This window comes from Methylobacterium sp. HMF5984, assembly GCF_045033435.1.
In the GTDB taxonomy this organism is placed as follows: domain Bacteria; phylum Pseudomonadota; class Alphaproteobacteria; order Rhizobiales; family Beijerinckiaceae; genus Methylobacterium.
In genome coordinates this window covers 5,190,173-5,206,043 of sequence record NZ_JBJFLN010000001.1, presented here as the reverse complement: position 1 = coordinate 5,206,043, position 15,871 = coordinate 5,190,173, and the positions used below count along the sequence as shown (strand labels likewise).

Sequence of the window (15,871 nt, the reverse complement as noted above, 5' to 3'; positions counted from 1 at the left end):
TCCTGAATGGAAGGATTGCGTTCGACTTAGCGGATGGTTCCGTTGAGGCCATTCGGGAAGAAGCCGGTCGGTCGGGTATTGGCGTTCAGATAAACGATATTTAGTACCTGGGTGGTGGTCCGCCCCGGGGTGACGCCGGTCGCGGGGTTCGTCAGGACGATGTTGGCGGTGTTGGCATCGCCGATGCCTTGGTCGAGGTTGGTTCCCGGGTTCAAGGAATTGCGGGCGTTCGAAATCGCCTGCGCCTGCGCATAGAAGCCATTAACGTAGAGCTCAGTGCGGATGGCCCCGGCGTGATAGCCTTCGACCGCCAGGATCCGCGCCGCGCCGGACAGGTTCGCCGGATCGTTGATCAGCGGCCCCGCGCCAAGATAGGCGGACGTACCGACATCCTCGAAGATATAGGACGCGAGCAGGAAGTTTGTATCGTTCGCATAGGCGTCGAAGACGTCGTTCGGTCCGACGAGCCCAGCGGAGCGCGCGGCGAAAGTGAACGCCAAGTTGAGATCGATCGCTGGGCGTGCGACGCGGTTGGACCCAAGCGCCCGGCGCAAGGTGCGGACGTGCGCGAGTTCGTCGTTGGCGAGTTCGACGGCGATCTTGCGGATGTTCGGGTCTGCGAACGGTACCTGTCGACCGCCCGACACGGGCCCCGGGTTACCAACGCCGTCGACATCCGCGGCTGACAGACCCTGACCGTAGGCGGCACGCTGATAGAACTCGGCTTCGAGATACTCGAGATTGAGCGCGAAATTGAAGATGTCGATGTCGGTCTGGGCGGACTGCGCTGCTGCCGGCTGAACATCCAGTCCGCCGAGAACGGCGACGCCCGCGGCGGCGAGCCCAACGGTCTGTATGAAAGCACGGCGTCCGGCCGCAAAATCGACGGCGTTGTCTTGCGAGGTCAGAGCCTTGCTGGCTCCACGCGTCAGATCATCAGTCACGGTGTGTCGCTCCAGCTGCACGAAGGTATCTGTAGCCTTAGTCGCCTAATGACCGCAGATATACTGTGCCAAGCTAGGACATTCTGTCCAACGATCAAGTGCGATTTTTGCTTAAACCAATAACATCTGTCGTGGAGTTGTCTAGCCCGGGCAAAAAAACTCCTAGGCTATGTGGCACCGGCGGTCATATCCATAACCTATGTTACATTGAAGAATTAAGTTTGGATCTATAAAAATCTATAACCAGCCAAGTCTCCAGGAGCGGGCCTTGATACTGCGTTAGGCAAATCGCCTACTAGTTCTTGAGCGGCAACGTATATCGCTTGTTCAAGTCTACATATTCCCACCGCCCCAGCGCATACGCGCGATTGAGCCTTGCAGTTGTTCCACGTTCCTAGAGCGGGACAGCTCGGTTCGGCCGCTCGCCAGCGCGCAAGATCTTGATGTTGTTGCGAACGACGGCGTTGGCCGGGTCGAGCCTCAGGGCACGTTCGAAATGCTGCAACGCCCGACGCTTGTCGCCCCGCAACAGATAGGAATATCCCAAGTTGTTGACCACTTCGAGGGTTTCGCCAAGGAGCCCAACAGCCTGGGCGTAGGCGTGATCGGCGAGTTCGAAGCGCGAAAGGTTGTCGTAAGCTGCGGCGAGCCCGATCCAGGACGGTGCATCGTTCTTATCCTTCTCCACGGCCTCGCGGAAATGCCGCTCGGCCATCCCGTAGTTTCCCGCGGCGAGGTCGGCTCGGCCGAGGCGATTGGTCTCGTTCGAGGTGAGGATGCCCGTGTCGAAGGCGGGAGGATCGCTGGAAACGACCGCCTCCCCGGAGAGCGGCGTCTGGCATCCTCCGACTACGAGGACCGTGCATATCATTGTAGACAGACTGACGATCTTCACTGCGTCCTCACACCTAATGTGCGGTGCGACCCCCGAACGGTCGCCTACTCGGTCGGGCCGCTGCAACACACTCCCGCGTGTCAGCAACAGGTACGACCTAAAGCCCGGAAGCTACCGAACTAAAGCGTAGTTCTCGTTACCGCGGCGTCGCAGGGGTGGACTCTCGAGTGTCTCGCCCGCAGGCTTCCGCTGCGTCGCGAAAGGCCGGCCCGTCGCCGGTCGTTGACGCGAAGGAGAGATGGAACGCCATCGACCGGCCCAGCATGATCGGACTGGATCCCAGGTCGAGAAGCAAGCTGAGCGTATGCGAAGCTGCTGCGGAGGCGCGCAGTTCGAGAAGCACCATGTCGATCATCCGCTGATCCGTCAGTGTCAGAACGCCGCCCTGAACGGTCACGCGTGCGGTCGATGCCGCGCCGCCTGCCCGCATGAGTAGCCGGCCGGCCCCCGAGCCGCTGGACGTGGCGGCGATGGCGTCCGGCAACGTCAGGCGCAGGCGCCGGTCAGCTCCGGCGCATGACAGCAGCAGGCCGCCCGTGCTTGCAACGGACGTGGTGACACGCCGCGCCCGCAGGATCGTCGCTTCGGTGCCGAAGCGCTCGAGATCCCAGCCGTTCTGGCCGACGAGGGCGGTCACCTCCCGGGCGTGGCTGTGACCCTCACGGGCTAGGAACAAGCCTGCGGCAACCAAGACGCGTGGGAGGATCACGCCCCGTCGGCGAGCGGGCAGGCTTCCGAACGCCCTCCTGTGGTGTCGCGCCAGATCGCCAGGACGAAGCCGGCATGACTCGTTGCGAACGCGACGAACGAGGTGATGATGATCAGGCCCACCGTCCATGTTTCGGCCCTGGGTCGCAGGCTGATCGCGGACAGCGAAGCCGTCGCCGGCCCGGTTTCGCTCGACAGCCCCGCATGGGCCAAGAGTAGCGCCGCGCCGAAGCTGAGATTGGCCATGAGCGCCACGGCCAAGCGGAGCCGCATCTGCCGGAAGGCGACGGCAACTGCCATCAGCGCCAGAACGATGGGGAGCGTCGAGGGGCCAAAGGCGCCATTCAAAGGTGAGGATTCGACGCGAGCGCGCTCGAAGGAACGGAACACCACCACGTTGAGATACCATGCTAGGTCCCAGTTGGGGGAGGCGTCGAGAGCGTAAGCTGCGACCTCGGCCAGGGCGAAGGCGCCGAGGACGACAAGGGTACCGCAGGTTTGAATCGTCAGCATACGCGTCATCGGCGTATGGGCGCAGACGCCTCTTAAGATGACGTTTTCGAGGGTATCCACATTGCCGATGCCCCCGGGCGCGACGGAGGAAGAGGCTGATCGGTTCCCGACGCGGCGTACCGCGTCGGGCGTCGTCGGTCAGCAGTCGTGGGACGACCGCACCCGGGGACGGTGTTACTTTACGTTCCCGTTGAGGCCTTTGGGGAAGAAGCCGTTAGGCTGGGCTCCAGCGTTGAGGTAGACGATGCTGAGGACCTGCTGGGGGGTGCGCTGGAAGGCGATGCCGCTGGAATCCACCGGGGTGAGGTTCGAGGTGGTGGCGTTGCCGATGCCCTGGTCGAGGTCGCTGGCCCCGTCCAGCGAGTCCCGGGCGTCGGAGATGGCCTGGGCTTGGGTGTAGAGGCCTCGGCTGTAGAGCACCGTACGGATGATGCCGGCGTGGTAGGCTTCTACGGCGAGGATGCCGGCGGCGCCGGCGAGATTGGCCGGGTCTTTGATGAGCGGCGCGGCGCCGTGATAGGCGGTGACGCCGACATCCTCGAAGATGAAGGCGGCCAAGAGGAAATTGGTTTCGTTGGCGAAGGCGTCGAAGGTGTCGTTGGGGCCAGCCAGGCCGGCGGCGCGGGCGGCGATGGTGAAGGCGAAGCCGAGGTCGATCGCGGGCCGCGCGACGGCGTTGCTGCCGAGGGCGGCGCGCAGGGTGTTGACGTGTTGCCGCTCGTTGCGCGCGATCTCGTTGGCGTAGTTGGCGATGATCTGGGACTGGAATGGCACGGCGCGGCCGCCGGCGACCGGACCGAGGGTGCCGGTTCCCTGGACCTCCGCGTCGGCCAAGCCCTGGCCGACGGAGGCCCGAAGGTAGAACTCAGCCTCGAGGTACTCGAGATTCAGGGCGAAGTTGAAGATGTCGGCATCGGTGATTGACTGCGCCGCGGCTGGGCTGTGGCCGGCGTCGAAACCGAGAAGCGTTGCGCCGACCACCCCGAGGCCCAGGGTCTGCAGGAAGGCGCGGCGTCCCGCCTCGAGGTTGATCGGTTGCGGAGCGGGATCGGCATCCAGAGTCTTAGCGTTCAAACGAAAATCAGATTGGGTCATGGAAAGGCGCTTCCTCGTTGTACCGACCGAGACGGGCGGAAGCCCTGGCTACGACCTGGAACGCGGGAAGGTTTCAGAAAGCCTACCGCGCGGCATCGACCGGAGAACCGGTACGCTGATCCGCAGGCGCCTGGCCGTTCCTGTAGCGAGGCTCGGGTTCGCAGTCGGTGCGTCGTCGGTCGCAGGACGATGCGGAGCGGGCCTGCGATCCTGAAGGATGCAACGTCACGGCTGCTGTCCGTCGTCAGATGATTTGGAACAGTGTGCGGAGTTCAGGAGCGGAGGCTTTGGTCTATCTGGGATGAGAGGTTAGGCAGCCTGCGCGTGATGGCGCAAGTGGCGATCCATGAGAGGCTGACGCTTGATGCGTTCTCGCTCGGCCAGGATTCCTTCGCCGCGTCCGAAGTAGACGTCGGTGGACGTGAGGTTGCCAAGACTCTCGTGAGCTTGGCATTGATCGTAATGCTCGACGAAGGCCGCCACCTGTGCTTCGAGTTCGCCAAGCAAGTAGGCGTGTTCAAGGAAGATGTGGTTCTTGAGTGTCTGGTGCCAGCGCTCGATCTTACCCAGCGTTTGCGGATGGCACGGCACACCGCTGATGTGGGTCATGCCCCTTGTACTAAGCTCGACTTTGGCCACTCATGCGGCGTGGCAGAGGGCATAGGCCCAGGGCGCTGGCAAACGGAAGCCGGGTTTTGTTCGGGCGCGTCGGCGCGGTGATGTTGCCAAAGTCCGCTCGCGCCAGATCGCATAGCGCACGGCGGCCAGAGCATCGGCGAAGGTCGGGCGCGGTTTGGGGTACCACGCGGCGGCCGCGATCCGTTGCCGTTGGCGGACTGGGAGCCGTGCAGCCAGCAGCGTGACGATCGAGAACAGGGCGAGCAGGCAGGGCGTGGTGCGGGCGATGGCCTTGTCCGACCACTGCCGCTGCGTCTCGACACCGAGATGGGCGCGCGCTTCCTGGAAGGTGACCTCAACGGTCCAGCGCCGCACGAACCACCCCACGATCTGCGCGGGCTCGCGCACCGGTTCGGTGCAGAGCAGGGCCTGCGGTGCAAAGCGGCTCTCGGGATCGCGCACCAGCACCCATCGGATCGGCACGACCGGCAGACCGCCGTGCCGCCACACGGCGGTCCCGGAGGCGATCTCAAGGGTGCGCTCGCCCGCCCCGTACCAGCCGGGCACCACGACCGCGTGCCAGCGCGTGTCCTTGGCCGCGAGGATCGCGGCGAGCGTCGGCAGCCGCGCGCCTTTGGTCCGCGGGCGTCCAATCGTGCCGGGCGGCCGAGGTGGGGCCGGCTCGTAGAGAGCAGCATCCAGCCGCAGGCGGGTGATCGCCGTGATGCGAGCGCGGCGCATCGCGTCGAGGAACAGCAAGGCCGAGAAGCCGCTGTCGCCCACCACAACGAGGTCGCGTGCGCGCAGCCAGCGGCGAGCCTGGAGAGCGAGTTGGCGTCCGACGTCGAGCAGAGGCTTGTGCCGACGGCCCCGTTCGCGACAGGCGCGCTCTGACGGCACCAACGCGGTTAGGAACGGCAGCGCCCAGACGCGCCCCGCCCAGGGGATCGGGGCGAGCACCATGAGGCTCATCCAGCGCAGCCCGCTCGCCTTGACGAAATGGCTGTCGGAGGAGCGAACTGGATCACGGTAGATGCCCTTGGCCGCGATCCGCTTGCCGCGGCGGCGCTCGATCGTATCGTCCAGTCCCAGGACCACGGGGCCGCGTTGCGCGAACGCATCGACGAGGAGCCCGAGCAGGATACGGCTGCCGGAGCGCGGGCACCACGCCGCTCGGTTGAGGATACGGTGGACGTTCACGAACCGCCGCTCCTGCGCGCGGCCGATGATGCGCAGGACGCTCGTCACCGTGCGCCGCCCCGGCGTCAGGATCGCGCCGATCAGCAACAGCTGAGCATGGCGCCAGGAGCGGTGGACGAACAGCGGCGCGAACGCCAGGATGATCCCGGCAAAGCGGGTGGGCAGGGGCAGCATGGCGGTGTCTCTTGGCGGGGACGCCACCAGCCTATCCCTCACGCCCGCTTCGTCACCTCCGCCCACTCCACGCGCCGCAAATGGCCAAAGTCGAGCTAAGACCGCCCAACAGAACCGTCTGATTTGGTTGAGTGTGATGAGGCTGGCAGCGAGGCTGGTGAAGGCTTCGTAGATGTCCGCACGTCGCTCGTAGCGCACGGGCAGCCGACGGAAGCGATTGAACCAAGCGTGCGTGCGCTCCACCACCCACCGGTGCCGGCCCAGCCTCTCGCTGCTCTCGATGCCGCGGCGTGCGATGCGCGGTACAATCCCACGCGCTCGGCACTCGTGTCTGCGCGGTTCAGTGTCGTAGGCTTTGTCAGCGTACAGTTTGTCCGGGCGGTGTCGCGGTCGGCCCCGCCGACCGTTGCGCATGGGTGGAATGGCATCAAGGGTCGGTGCCATCATCATGCTGTCGTGCCGGTTGGCCCCACTCAGGCGGAAGCCGAGCGGCGTACCGCGCGCATCAGTGAAGAGGTGGCGCTTCGTGCCCGCCTTGCCCCGGTCCGTCGGGTTCGGGCCGGTGGCAGAGCCCTTTTTTTGGCTGGGACAGAGGCGCTGTCCAAGCTCGCTCGGCTCCAGTCGATCTCGCCCGCCCCGTGCAGGCGCTCCAAGAGCACCTGATGCAGGCGCGCCCATACGCCGGCCGCCTCCCAATCCCGATGCGGCGCTAGCAACTCATCCCGCAGCCGCAGCACATCTCCGCGGGCAGCATCTCCCACGGAACGCCTGAGCGCAGCACGAACAGAATGCCGGTCAATGCAGCTCGGTTCTCGATCGGCCGTCGACCACCTTCTGGACGTGGGCGGGGCGGCGGTAGAAGCGGCGCAATCTTGGTCCAGAGATCATCGGGCAGAAGCGGACAAGCCAACAAGATCAACGCCCGCCCGCCCGATCCGTGCCCGTTCTGTTAGGCGCTCTTAATCTGGCTTCGGTCCAGGCCTTGGCGTCCATAAGGACGGCGAACCGGCCTTTGATGTCGGGATGCTGCTTGCCGGTGGTGGCGAACCACACCTCGGCGAAGAGCTCGCGCGAGGGGGCCGGCGATTCGGCCACTTTCTCGACCAAGCTGTTAAGGAGGGCGCGGCGGTCCATGCTGGCCTCGAACTCTAAAACGCCGCCGCACGCGCGAGAGTTCAGCGCCGATCCGACGTGACCCTGCTGTGACCCCGAATGAAAAACCGCCCGAAGAAAGGGGCGGTTTTCTTAGCGCTTACAGATGGTTGGCCCGAAAGGGCTTACTTGATCTTCGATTCCTTGAAGTCGACATGCTTGCGCACGACCGGGTCGTACTTGCGCTGCGTCAGCTTCTCGGTCTGCGTGCGGGAGTTCTTCTTGGTGACGTAGAAGTAGCCCGTGTCGGCGGTGGAGACGAGCTTGATCTTGACGGTGACGGCCTTGGCCATGGCGGGCGCTCCTGGGGCTTCGCGGCATTCCGCAAGCGCGAAACGCAAAAGGGCCGGGCGTGGCCGGCCGAATACCGGCGGGTGAATGCCCGATCGGGCCGGGGCCGTCAAGGTGGGGACCCGCTCGGGCGCCCCGCGGCCCGAGCCCTACAGCACCGTGCGCTCGCGCCGGCCGCGGCGCTCGGCGTGGAACGGGATCGGGCGGTAGGGCGCGAAGTCGACCGCGACCTGGGCTTCCAGCTCGTCGAGGATCATGCCGGTGATGGTCGGCAGGTCGAGCTTGCGCGCGGCGGCGAAGGTGAACCAGGCGAGCTCGGTGAGTTCCGACGCCTCCGAGACCCGGCCCGGCTCCTCGGCGGCGATGGCGCGGCGGTCGACCGTGAAGAAGCGGGTGTCGAAGCGGCGCACGCGCTTCGGCGGCGTGATCGCGCGGGCGACGAAGTGCAGCGCCTCGAGGTCCGGTAGCACGCCGTGGGCGGCGAAGGCCTCCCAGCCGGCCGGCACCTCCTCCGGCGGCCCGTATTCGCGGGTGCCGACGAGCAGGCCGGTCTCCTCGAAGGTCTCGCGGATGGCGGCGAGCGCCAGCGCGCGGCCGAGATGGTGGGGCGGGCGCGCCACCTGCCGGGTCAGCGCGGCCTCGGCGTAGTCGGGCAGCGCGCCGGCCACCGGCATGCGCCTGTCGCTCGCCTCGATCCGCCCGCCGGGAAACACGAACTTGCTCGGCATGAAGGCGAGGCCGGCGTTGCGCCGCCCCATCAGCACCTTCGGCGCGCGGGTGCGGCGGTCGAGCACGATCAGCGTCGCGGCGTCGCGCGGGCGCAAGGCCGCGGACGGTTTCGGCTTAGGGCCGGAGGGGGGACGCGCCGTCGAGGCCGGGTCGGTCAAGGTGCGCGTCCTCCGGCCCCGCGTCGGGCTTAGCTCCCGGTAGCGTGGCGAAGCCGTGCATGCCAAGCGCGTATTGCAGCCCGACCACCGCGCCCTTCACCGGCTGGAGCAGCCCGAGCGCCAGCGCCAGCGTCACCACCGGCCAGACGCTGAGCGAGACCCAGAGCGGCACGTCGTAGTTCAGCTCCGATTCGAGGATCAGGTAGCCGATCACGTGGGCGACCACGAAGATCACCAGGTAGGGCGGCAGGTCGTCGGCGCGGTGATGGTGTAGCTCGAGCCCGCACGCGTCGCATTCGGGCCGGACCTTGAGGTAGCGCCCGAAGATCCGGCCCTCCCCGCAATGCGGGCAGCGGCCGACGAAGCCCCGCGCCATCGAGCGGACCAGGCCGGTACGGGTGGGGGGCTCGCGCATCATGCCGTCACCATACACCCTGCCGCCTCACCGGCGCGAGCCGCGGTGACGCGTGCCCGCGTTGCGGATGCCGGCGGGGCGGCCGCTCGGGGCGGCCTTGAAGGCGCGGCCGCCGGGCGCCTGGGTGCCGGAGGCCTTGGTTCCCGCCCGGGTGCGCCCTTCCGACAAAAGCTCGAAGCGCAGCGCGCCGGCGACGGGGGCGGCCTCGACGAGCTTCACCTCGACCTTGTCGCCCAGCCGGAAGGTCTCGCCGGTGCGCTCGCCGACCAGCGCGTGGCGGCCCTCCTCGTGGCGGAAGTAGTCGGCGCCCAGCGTCGAGATCGGCACGAAGCCGTCCGCGCCGGTATCGGCCAGCTTGATGAACAGCCCGGCCCGCGTCACGCCGGCGATCTGGCCGTGGAAGGTCGCGCCGACCCGGTCGGCGAGGTGGTGGGCGATCAGCCGGTCGATGGTCTCGCGCTCGGCCGCCATGGCCCGGCGCTCGGCCGCCGAGATCTGCTCGCCGACCTGCGCGAGGTCGGCGGCCGTCACGTCCGGCGAGAGCCCGTCCGTGCCCATGCGCCCGGCAGCGATCAACGCCCGGTGGACGATGAGGTCGGCGTAGCGCCGGATCGGCGAGGTGAAGTGGGCGTAGCGGCGCAGGTTCAGCCCGAAATGCCCGAGATTCTCCGAGCCGTAGACGGCCTGGGCCTGGCTGCGCAGCACCACCTCGTTGATGAACAGCGCGTGCTCGGTCTCGGCCACCGCCGCGAGGATGCGGTTGAACAGGGCCGGCCGGAGCGCGCCCTCCTTCGGCAGCTTGACGCCGACCGAGGCGAGCACCTCGCCGAGCGCGCGCATCTTCTCGATCGCCGGCTCGTCGTGCACCCGGTAGATCAGCGCCTGGCGCGCGCCCTCGAGCGTCTCGGCCGCCGCGACGTTGGCCTGGATCATGAACTCCTCGATCAGCCGGTGCGCGTCGAGGCGCTCCGGCACGATCACCCGGTCGACCGCGCCGTCCGGGGTCAGCAGCACCTTGCGCTCCGGCAGGTCGAGCGCCAGCGGGCCGCGCCGGTCGCGCGCCTCGCGGAGCGCCGCGTAGGCGGCCCAGAGCGGGCGGAGCGCCGTGTCGAGCAGCGCATTCGCGGCGTCGTCACCGTGCCCGTCGATGGCGGCCTGCGCCTGGGCGTAGGAGAGCTTGGCGCGCGAGCGCATCATCACCCGGTGGAACGTGTGCTTGCGCTTCGTCCCGTCGGCGGCGACCACCATCCGCACCGCCAGCGCCGGGCGGTCCTCGCCCTCGCGGAGCGAGCACAGGTCGTTGGAGATGCGCTCGGGCAGCATCGGCACGACCCGGTCGGGGAAGTAGACCGAGTTGCCGCGCTCCAGCGCCTCGCGGTCGAGGGCCGAGCCGGGGCGGACGTAGGCCGCGACGTCGGCGATCGCCACGGTGACGACGAAGCCGCCGGGGTTGCCGGCGTCGTCGTCGGCTTGCGCCATCACCGCGTCGTCGTGGTCCTTGGCGTCGGGCGGATCGATGGTCAGCAGCGGGCGGTCGCGCCAATCCTCGCGGCCCTTCATAGTGGCGGGCTTGGCCGCGTCGGCCTCGGCCAGCGTCGCCTCCGTGAACACGTGCGGGATGTGATGGAGGTGCAGCGCGATCAGGCTCACCGCCTTCTCGGAGCCGAGCGAGCCGAGGCGCTCGCGCACCCGGCCGCGCGGCAGCCCGAAGCGGGTCTCGCGCTCCAGCGTGACGCTGACGAGGTCGCCCTCGCGGGCCTCGCCCTCCTCGCCGGGCGGGATCAGGATCTCGCGGCCCTGCGAGCGCTTCTCCACCGGCACGATGCGGCCACCTTGGGCGCCCTCGCGGAACACGCCGATGATCTCGGCCTTGTTCTTGCCGATCACCTTGACGACGCGGCCGGTGTAGCGCCCGTCGGCGCCGTCGGGCTCGACCCTGAGCAGGGCGCGGTCGCCGATGCCGGCGGTCAGGCCCCGCGGCTTGCGGCCGCCGCGCGGCGCGTGGAGCACGATGGTCGGCGGCTTGCCCGTCCCGTCGCCCGTCCCATCGCCCTTGCCGGCATCCCACTCGGCGGGAAACGCCAGGAAGTCGCCGTTGCGGTCGCGCGAGCGGATGTCGGCCAGCACCACCGGCGGCAGGCGCCCGGCCTTCGACAGGCCGCCGCGCCCGCGGGCGATGTCGCCGTCCTCCTCGATCTCCTTGAGGATGCGCTTCAAGCCGATCTTGTCGGCGCCCTTGATGCCGAAGGCCTGCGCGATCTCGCGCTTGCCGACCGTGTCGGTCGCCTGCGCGATGAAGGCGACGATCTGCTCGCGCGAGGGGAGGGACGGCTCCCCCGCCTGGGTGTTGATGCGTTTGGCCAAAGGCTGTTCAGCTCGCTCGCGCCGCGCGCGGCGACGGTTCTGTTCGGGGATCGCGATCGAGGACCGCGCGTCTGTTCCCCAACATGGTGCTGCGCCCGATCCGGAGCAACATCGGCGCCGCCGGCCCTCGACAGGCGTCGGTCGCCGGTCTCCGCTCGGTGAGCATTTTCAAGCGGGGCGGATCCCGGCCCGCGTGAAGACAATACGGCCTCACGACAGGACAGAGCATCGTCCGCGATCCCTGGATCACGGACGATGCTCTAGCCGGTGGAGGCCGACTTGCGGATCGTCTCGACGGCGGCGTCCACGTCGAAGCCCGGCGCGATCAGGTCCTCGAGGGCGAACGGCGCGGCCCGAGGCAGGGTCAGGTTCACCTGGCCCTCGGCCGGCTGGAGCTCCGGCGCCTCGGCCGCCTTGATCGCCAGGGTCCAGGCGCCGTCGATGCGCAGCGATGCCGCCTCCGGCGGGTCGGCCGCCAGCGCCGCGAGCTTCTCCCGCGCCGCGTCGCGGCAGGCAAGGCTCGTCCGGTCGTCGGAGATCAGCGCCGCCTTGATCAGCTCAGCCAGGGCGTCCCGGACCCGTTCCACGCTCTCGTTCATGCCCAGCTCTCGTTGATGCCACGCCCGTCCTGCGACCCGCGGTCCCCGGCGCGTGGCAATCGCGGTGCCACTCGGCGCTCAGTACGGCGTGCCCTTCTGCCGCTGGGCCTTCAGCGCCTCGGCGTACCAGGCCAGCTCGTCGAGGAACTTGCCGGCGGCCTTGGTCAGCCACGGCTCGGCGGCCGTGCCCGCCTCGTCCAGCGCCTTGCCGACCCGCGGCACCGGCAGCAGCGAGGGGATGCTCGGCATGCCGAGCTCGGCCAGCATCGCCCGAAGCTGCATCGCCGCGCGCACGCCGCCGTACTGCCCGGCCGAGTAGCAGCAGATCGCCGAGGGCCGCCAGTAATACTCCTCCAGGAAGTGGTCGAGGGTGTTCGACAGGGCCGGCGGCACCGAATGGTTGTACTCGGCCGAGACCACGGCGAAGGCGTCGGCCCGGCGGTAGAGCGCCGCCAGCGCCTCGAGCTTCGGCGGCGCCTCGTCCTTCGGGTGCTCCTTGTACATCCGGTCGAGCAGCGGCAGCTGCAGCTCGGCGGGGTCGACCAGCGGCGCCTCCCAGCCGCGCCGCACCAGCTCGGCGATCAGGAATCGCGCGACGCGAAGACCCTGCCGGTCCGAGCGGACGGAGCCGAGGATCACCGGGCAGACGAGGGCCATGGGACAATCTCCTGCAGGGGGCCGGAACGACGCGCCGATCGCGCTGCCCGTCAGGATAGCACGCGCAGGCCGTGGGGCGTCGCGATCTCGGCGCGGTAGCCGAACGCCCCGGCCCGGACCGCCGGCGCGTCCGCGAGCCGAAGCGTCCGGTACAGGGCGGCGATCCGGTCGGGATCGGGGTGCGTGAGGGTGAGGCCGGCCAGCCGGCAGCCGAGATCGGGCATCGCGCCGGCCGGGTGCGGGCCTTCGCCCCACGTCATCGGGCAGGGCAGGGCGCCGTCCTCGGGCCAGGCGCCGTCGCGGCGCACGGCGAAGCGCCAGCGCAGGGCGCCGCGGCTGACGGCCAGCGCATCGCCGAACAGGCCGGGATGGCGCCCGAGCAGGCCGTCGAGGTCGCCGGTGCGGGCGACCCAGCCGCGCAGGCGCCGGCCGGCCTCCCAGTCGGCCCGCACGCGGACGCCGTCGTCGAGGCCGAACCAGCGCGGGCGGCCGGGCGGCGCGGCCGTCGCGTCCACCGCGATCACCTCGAGGAAGGTCGCCGGGCCGAGGCGCAGCAGATGGTTGCGGGTCGCCATCTCGCGGTGGCGCCCGCCCTCGGGCATGTCGACGCCGAGGCCGTCGCGGACATGAGCCACGCCCGCGGCGAGATCCGGTGCGACGATGACAAGGTGGTCGAGGGTGAGCATGGATCGATCCGCCGATTCGAACGATCAGGGTCCCAAAGCGACCGGCAACGCATTCCGAGGGGGCGTGATTGACCGTGACGACGATCGATCCCACCCCTGATCATAGAACCACAAACCGGGGGATTCCAAAGGGATCATCCCTTTGGCGGGGGCTCGGGGCCGAGCCCCGAGGATCATGCAGGGCCCTGGCCCGCACCCGCGAAAGATCTCGGGCCTTTCGAAACCCGGACGGGTCCGGGGAAGGATCCGTTCTTCACCGTCGGACGATCACCATGCTTCCATGGCACGCTTCAGGCCTCGGCGACCTGCCGTGACTTCTACCGCATCCCCGTCATCGACAGCCTTCGCCGGTTCCGAGCTGCCCTGCCGGCTTCCGAGGCGGGCGTTACAATCTGTCCCGCACCCGTTTCAGAAAACCTCTCAGCTCGGCGCCGTCGTGAAACACGATATCGGCGGACGAGGACCACCACAGTTTCCGCAAGTCTTCATCTGAAAATTCGTCTGCGGTGATCGAGCTGAGATATTCCCTCAGTCTTGCGGTTTTCCGCATCCTTCAACGGCGATAAGACGGTACGGATCATTTCCTCTTCGCTCGACACGTCGTCGAGAAGATCTTGATAGAATTGCAGGCTGAAATCACAAAATTCCGCAGACAGCTTCATTTCGGCTGCCTTCTGCAGGGGGAAATGCGGCCCGGATAAGAAATCCGCGCGGGGAAGTCGGGTCATGTCTCGACTCGACGCCGACACCACGTCTGTCGCGCATATAAATAACGCTGTCGTCCGTGTGATTTGCGAAGTGTATTGATGCTATCATCGAGATACGGCAACTCAGACCTTCTTCCAGTAGGAACATGAAATCTGCAATCGAGGGAGGATCATGCGGGATATGGAGATTTCATAGGAGGGATCGCGCATCGCAAGGATGAATTCGGGCCAGATATCAGAGCCGATCTCGTAATCTTTTCAGCAGCTCACGCAGCCCAGCGCTATCACGAAACACGGTGTCTGCGGACGACGACCACCAGATTTCTTGCAGATCCCTATCGTCTACATGATCCCGCGTTATCTCGTCGAGATACGAACGCAGGCGCGCGCGTTGTTGCGGATTCGAGAATGGAGACAAGACCGAATCGATTAATTTCGCTTCTGTTTCAACGTCGTCCAATATGCCCGAATAAAATTGAAGTGATAATTTTTCGAATTCCGGTGGCAGCTGCATGTCGATCCCCGTCACTCCGTGGATATGCGGCTCGGACGCAAGAGCCACGCGCCGAATTCAGGTCATGGATCAAGTAAAAACCAGCACTGCGATTATATTTGATATACAAGCTACCTTAATTGCAGCAGCTCGGCATCCGAGGCGTCGTCGCGTGTGATCCCGTCGAGGAAGTCCTGCAGGCGGATCCGCTCCTGGCCGGTGAACGGATCGAGCACGATGTCACAGACCTCGTCTTCCGTCTTCCCGGTCGTGTCGAGGTCCTGGTAGAAACCCAGGCCGAGCCGATGGAATTCCGACGTGGGTTCGAGGCGCGGCTTCGCCATGGCGTCTTCCCTCTTCCCTCTGCGGCGTCCGAACCCGATCCCTCGGATTCTCTGGTCAGAGCCGGTCGCGGGCGCCGGCCAGGAAGGCGCGGAGATCCTGCACGGTGGGGAAGTAGATGTCGGCGTCCGTCTCATTCCACAGCCGTTCCAACGTCGCGTCGGACGCCTCGCGGACGGCCCGGTCGATGAACTGCCGCAGGCGGACGCGTTCCTCGCCACGAAAACGTCTGAGACCGAAATCGTACATCTCCTCGAGCGTCGGCGCGATGCGATCGATGTCCTGGATGTACCAGCGGGCAAAGGTCAGGAATTCCGGGGCGGCCCGCATGTCGATCTCAGTCGTTGCGCGGATAGGCGGTATGGATGCGGTACCCGCGGGGACTGCCCGGATCGTGAACGATGAACATTCCGACACCGTAGGTCGTGCGCAGATACGGCTCGAGCTGCCCCGCCGTGTAGGCTTCCCGCCCGGTTCTCTATCCGAAACGGGATGTTATGAAGGCATCGTCTCTTCTACCGGTTGCGACGTCATCGACCTCCGCAGCATTCTGCTCCAGTGTTCGATTGACAAAGTCGTTCGCAGTCTCCACCGACTCGAACGAGCCATCGCGCTTCAGGCCGTAACTGATGACCGGGAACGTCCTTCTGCTGGCCAGGACGCGACCCATCATCTCCGCATCCGTCTTGCCGACATGCTCGCGAAGCGTATGCCCGCCGCGCGCCTCTTCCTCGGAGAGCAAGACCCTGTACCGGCGGTCGGCATCGTCCGAGACGTGGACGATCCGCGCATCGTCGGCGGAATCATGCCCGTCGCCCGTATCGCCATCCGTCCATTGGCCCCCGCTCGGGTTCCCGGCCGGCACGCGGGGTTGGTCGGCGTGATACGCACGCAGCGACAGGCGCAACCGCAGGAAGGCGACCTCCACGCGGTACGCGGCGATCAGCCATCTCGCCCGCAAAAGGCCCGTCGCGCCTGACGCCATGGACTGCACCCCTCGGAACTTCCTATATTCCTACATAGGAAGATAGTCAGAAAAGCGAGGCTTTCATCGCGGTTCTCAAACGCGAAGCGCCGGAGCCTCGAGGAGGCTCCGGCGCTTCGTCGTGGGCGATGGGAGCGGGCGTCGCG

19 protein-coding genes and 2 pseudogenes are annotated in these 15,871 nt (G+C 67.1%); all 21 read right to left on the bottom strand.

The features are described from left to right. Positions 1-26: 26 nt before the first annotated feature. Complete coding sequence (locus ACFZ8E_RS25395) at positions 27-944, bottom strand: ferritin-like domain-containing protein (protein ID WP_405044195.1); 918 nt, start codon at positions 942-944, stop codon at positions 27-29. A 394-nt stretch (positions 945-1,338) separates the two neighbouring features. Then, positions 1,339-1,839, bottom strand: a complete 501-nt coding sequence (locus tag ACFZ8E_RS25390) for a tetratricopeptide repeat protein (RefSeq protein ID WP_405044194.1) — start codon at positions 1,837-1,839, stop codon at positions 1,339-1,341. A 136-nt stretch (positions 1,840-1,975) separates the two neighbouring features. Then, on the bottom strand, positions 1,976-2,476 hold the full coding sequence (locus tag ACFZ8E_RS25385; protein ID WP_405044193.1) for a hypothetical protein: 501 nt from the start codon (positions 2,474-2,476) through the stop codon (positions 1,976-1,978). A 68-nt stretch (positions 2,477-2,544) separates the two neighbouring features. Continuing rightward, positions 2,545-3,060: a hypothetical protein gene (locus tag ACFZ8E_RS25380; RefSeq protein ID WP_405044192.1), complete on the bottom strand. Its 516-nt coding sequence runs from the start codon at positions 3,058-3,060 to the stop codon at positions 2,545-2,547. 174 nt (positions 3,061-3,234) lie between these two features. Continuing rightward, positions 3,235-4,155: a ferritin-like domain-containing protein gene (locus tag ACFZ8E_RS25375; RefSeq protein WP_405044191.1), complete on the bottom strand. Its 921-nt coding sequence runs from the start codon at positions 4,153-4,155 to the stop codon at positions 3,235-3,237. A gap of 309 nt (positions 4,156-4,464) precedes the next feature. Continuing rightward, positions 4,465-4,779, bottom strand: a pseudogene (locus tag ACFZ8E_RS25370) (integrase core domain-containing protein); the annotation flags it as partial. A 15-nt stretch (positions 4,780-4,794) separates the two neighbouring features. After that, a complete protein-coding gene (locus ACFZ8E_RS25365; RefSeq protein WP_405041836.1) occupies positions 4,795-6,147 on the bottom strand; it encodes a transposase in 1,353 nt (450 codons plus the stop codon). Positions 6,148-6,255: 108 nt separating this feature from the next. After that, positions 6,256-7,057: pseudogene (locus tag ACFZ8E_RS25360) on the bottom strand (IS5 family transposase); the annotation flags it as partial. Between the two features lie 5 nt (positions 7,058-7,062). Then, positions 7,063-7,281, bottom strand: a complete 219-nt coding sequence (locus tag ACFZ8E_RS25355; RefSeq protein WP_405044190.1) for a hypothetical protein — start codon at positions 7,279-7,281, stop codon at positions 7,063-7,065. Between the two features lie 143 nt (positions 7,282-7,424). Beyond that, complete coding sequence (rpmG, locus tag ACFZ8E_RS25350; protein WP_147726819.1) at positions 7,425-7,592, bottom strand: 50S ribosomal protein L33; 168 nt, start codon at positions 7,590-7,592, stop codon at positions 7,425-7,427. A 147-nt stretch (positions 7,593-7,739) separates the two neighbouring features. Then, the gene (locus ACFZ8E_RS25345) at positions 7,740-8,477 is read right to left on the bottom strand and encodes an NUDIX hydrolase (protein WP_405044189.1); all 738 of its coding nucleotides are present in this window, start codon (positions 8,475-8,477) and stop codon (positions 7,740-7,742) included. Further along, positions 8,434-8,895: a DUF983 domain-containing protein gene (locus ACFZ8E_RS25340; protein WP_243950693.1), complete on the bottom strand. Its 462-nt coding sequence runs from the start codon at positions 8,893-8,895 to the stop codon at positions 8,434-8,436. Before ACFZ8E_RS25340 ends, ACFZ8E_RS25345 begins: the two co-directional genes overlap by 44 nt. Positions 8,896-8,919: 24 nt before the next feature. After that, positions 8,920-11,256: a ribonuclease R gene (gene rnr, locus ACFZ8E_RS25335; protein WP_243950691.1), complete on the bottom strand. Its 2,337-nt coding sequence runs from the start codon at positions 11,254-11,256 to the stop codon at positions 8,920-8,922. A gap of 260 nt (positions 11,257-11,516) precedes the next feature. Then, positions 11,517-11,855 (bottom strand): hypothetical protein, encoded by a 339-nt coding sequence (locus ACFZ8E_RS25330; protein WP_147728935.1) that lies wholly within the window; start codon positions 11,853-11,855, stop codon positions 11,517-11,519. Positions 11,856-11,933: 78 nt separating this feature from the next. After that, positions 11,934-12,512 carry an NADPH-dependent FMN reductase gene (locus ACFZ8E_RS25325; RefSeq protein ID WP_147842851.1) on the bottom strand — a complete coding sequence of 193 codons (579 nt, stop codon included), beginning with the start codon at positions 12,510-12,512 and terminating at the stop codon, positions 11,934-11,936. 50 nt (positions 12,513-12,562) lie between these two features. Next, the gene (locus ACFZ8E_RS25320) at positions 12,563-13,198 is read right to left on the bottom strand and encodes a VOC family protein (protein WP_405044188.1); all 636 of its coding nucleotides are present in this window, start codon (positions 13,196-13,198) and stop codon (positions 12,563-12,565) included. Between the two features lie 485 nt (positions 13,199-13,683). Next, complete coding sequence (locus ACFZ8E_RS25315; RefSeq protein WP_405044187.1) at positions 13,684-13,926, bottom strand: hypothetical protein; 243 nt, start codon at positions 13,924-13,926, stop codon at positions 13,684-13,686. A gap of 214 nt (positions 13,927-14,140) precedes the next feature. Further along, positions 14,141-14,419 (bottom strand): hypothetical protein, encoded by a 279-nt coding sequence (locus ACFZ8E_RS25310; protein WP_279596013.1) that lies wholly within the window; start codon positions 14,417-14,419, stop codon positions 14,141-14,143. Positions 14,420-14,529: 110 nt separating this feature from the next. Then, the gene (locus ACFZ8E_RS25305) at positions 14,530-14,742 is read right to left on the bottom strand and encodes a hypothetical protein (protein WP_147843853.1); all 213 of its coding nucleotides are present in this window, start codon (positions 14,740-14,742) and stop codon (positions 14,530-14,532) included. A 55-nt stretch (positions 14,743-14,797) separates the two neighbouring features. Further along, entirely contained in the window at positions 14,798-15,070 is a 273-nt protein-coding gene (locus ACFZ8E_RS25300) for a hypothetical protein (protein WP_405044186.1), read from the bottom strand. A 148-nt stretch (positions 15,071-15,218) separates the two neighbouring features. Beyond that, a complete protein-coding gene (locus ACFZ8E_RS25295) occupies positions 15,219-15,725 on the bottom strand; it encodes an RNase A-like domain-containing protein (RefSeq protein WP_405044185.1) in 507 nt (168 codons plus the stop codon). Between the last annotated feature and the right edge of the window lie 146 nt (positions 15,726-15,871).

What these genes read in the sequence shown, in the direction of transcription:
- ACFZ8E_RS25330 (WP_147728935.1), bottom strand. Translation starts at nt 11,855, where the DNA reads ATGAACGAGAGCGTGGAACGGGTCCGGGACGCCCTGGCTGAGCTGATC.
- ACFZ8E_RS25315 (WP_405044187.1), bottom strand. Translation starts at nt 13,926, where the DNA reads ATGACCCGACTTCCCCGCGCGGATTTCTTATCCGGGCCGCATTTCCCC.
- ACFZ8E_RS25310 (WP_279596013.1), bottom strand. Translation starts at nt 14,419, where the DNA reads ATGCAGCTGCCACCGGAATTCGAAAAATTATCACTTCAATTTTATTCG.
- ACFZ8E_RS25300 (WP_405044186.1), bottom strand. Translation starts at nt 15,070, where the DNA reads ATGCGGGCCGCCCCGGAATTCCTGACCTTTGCCCGCTGGTACATCCAG.
- ACFZ8E_RS25320 (WP_405044188.1), bottom strand. Translation starts at nt 13,198, where the DNA reads ATGCTCACCCTCGACCACCTTGTCATCGTCGCACCGGATCTCGCCGCG.
- ACFZ8E_RS25295 (WP_405044185.1), bottom strand. Translation starts at nt 15,725, where the DNA reads ATGGCGTCAGGCGCGACGGGCCTTTTGCGGGCGAGATGGCTGATCGCC.
- ACFZ8E_RS25325 (WP_147842851.1), bottom strand. Translation starts at nt 12,512, where the DNA reads ATGGCCCTCGTCTGCCCGGTGATCCTCGGCTCCGTCCGCTCGGACCGG.
- ACFZ8E_RS25375 (WP_405044191.1), bottom strand. Translation starts at nt 4,155, where the DNA reads ATGACCCAATCTGATTTTCGTTTGAACGCTAAGACTCTGGATGCCGAT.
- ACFZ8E_RS25305 (WP_147843853.1), bottom strand. Translation starts at nt 14,742, where the DNA reads ATGGCGAAGCCGCGCCTCGAACCCACGTCGGAATTCCATCGGCTCGGC.
- ACFZ8E_RS25355 (WP_405044190.1), bottom strand. Translation starts at nt 7,281, where the DNA reads ATGGACCGCCGCGCCCTCCTTAACAGCTTGGTCGAGAAAGTGGCCGAA.
- ACFZ8E_RS25365 (WP_405041836.1), bottom strand. Translation starts at nt 6,147, where the DNA reads ATGCTGCCCCTGCCCACCCGCTTTGCCGGGATCATCCTGGCGTTCGCG.
- ACFZ8E_RS25340 (WP_243950693.1), bottom strand. Translation starts at nt 8,895, where the DNA reads ATGATGCGCGAGCCCCCCACCCGTACCGGCCTGGTCCGCTCGATGGCG.
- rpmG (WP_147726819.1), bottom strand. Translation starts at nt 7,592, where the DNA reads ATGGCCAAGGCCGTCACCGTCAAGATCAAGCTCGTCTCCACCGCCGAC.
- ACFZ8E_RS25380 (WP_405044192.1), bottom strand. Translation starts at nt 3,060, where the DNA reads ATGCTGACGATTCAAACCTGCGGTACCCTTGTCGTCCTCGGCGCCTTC.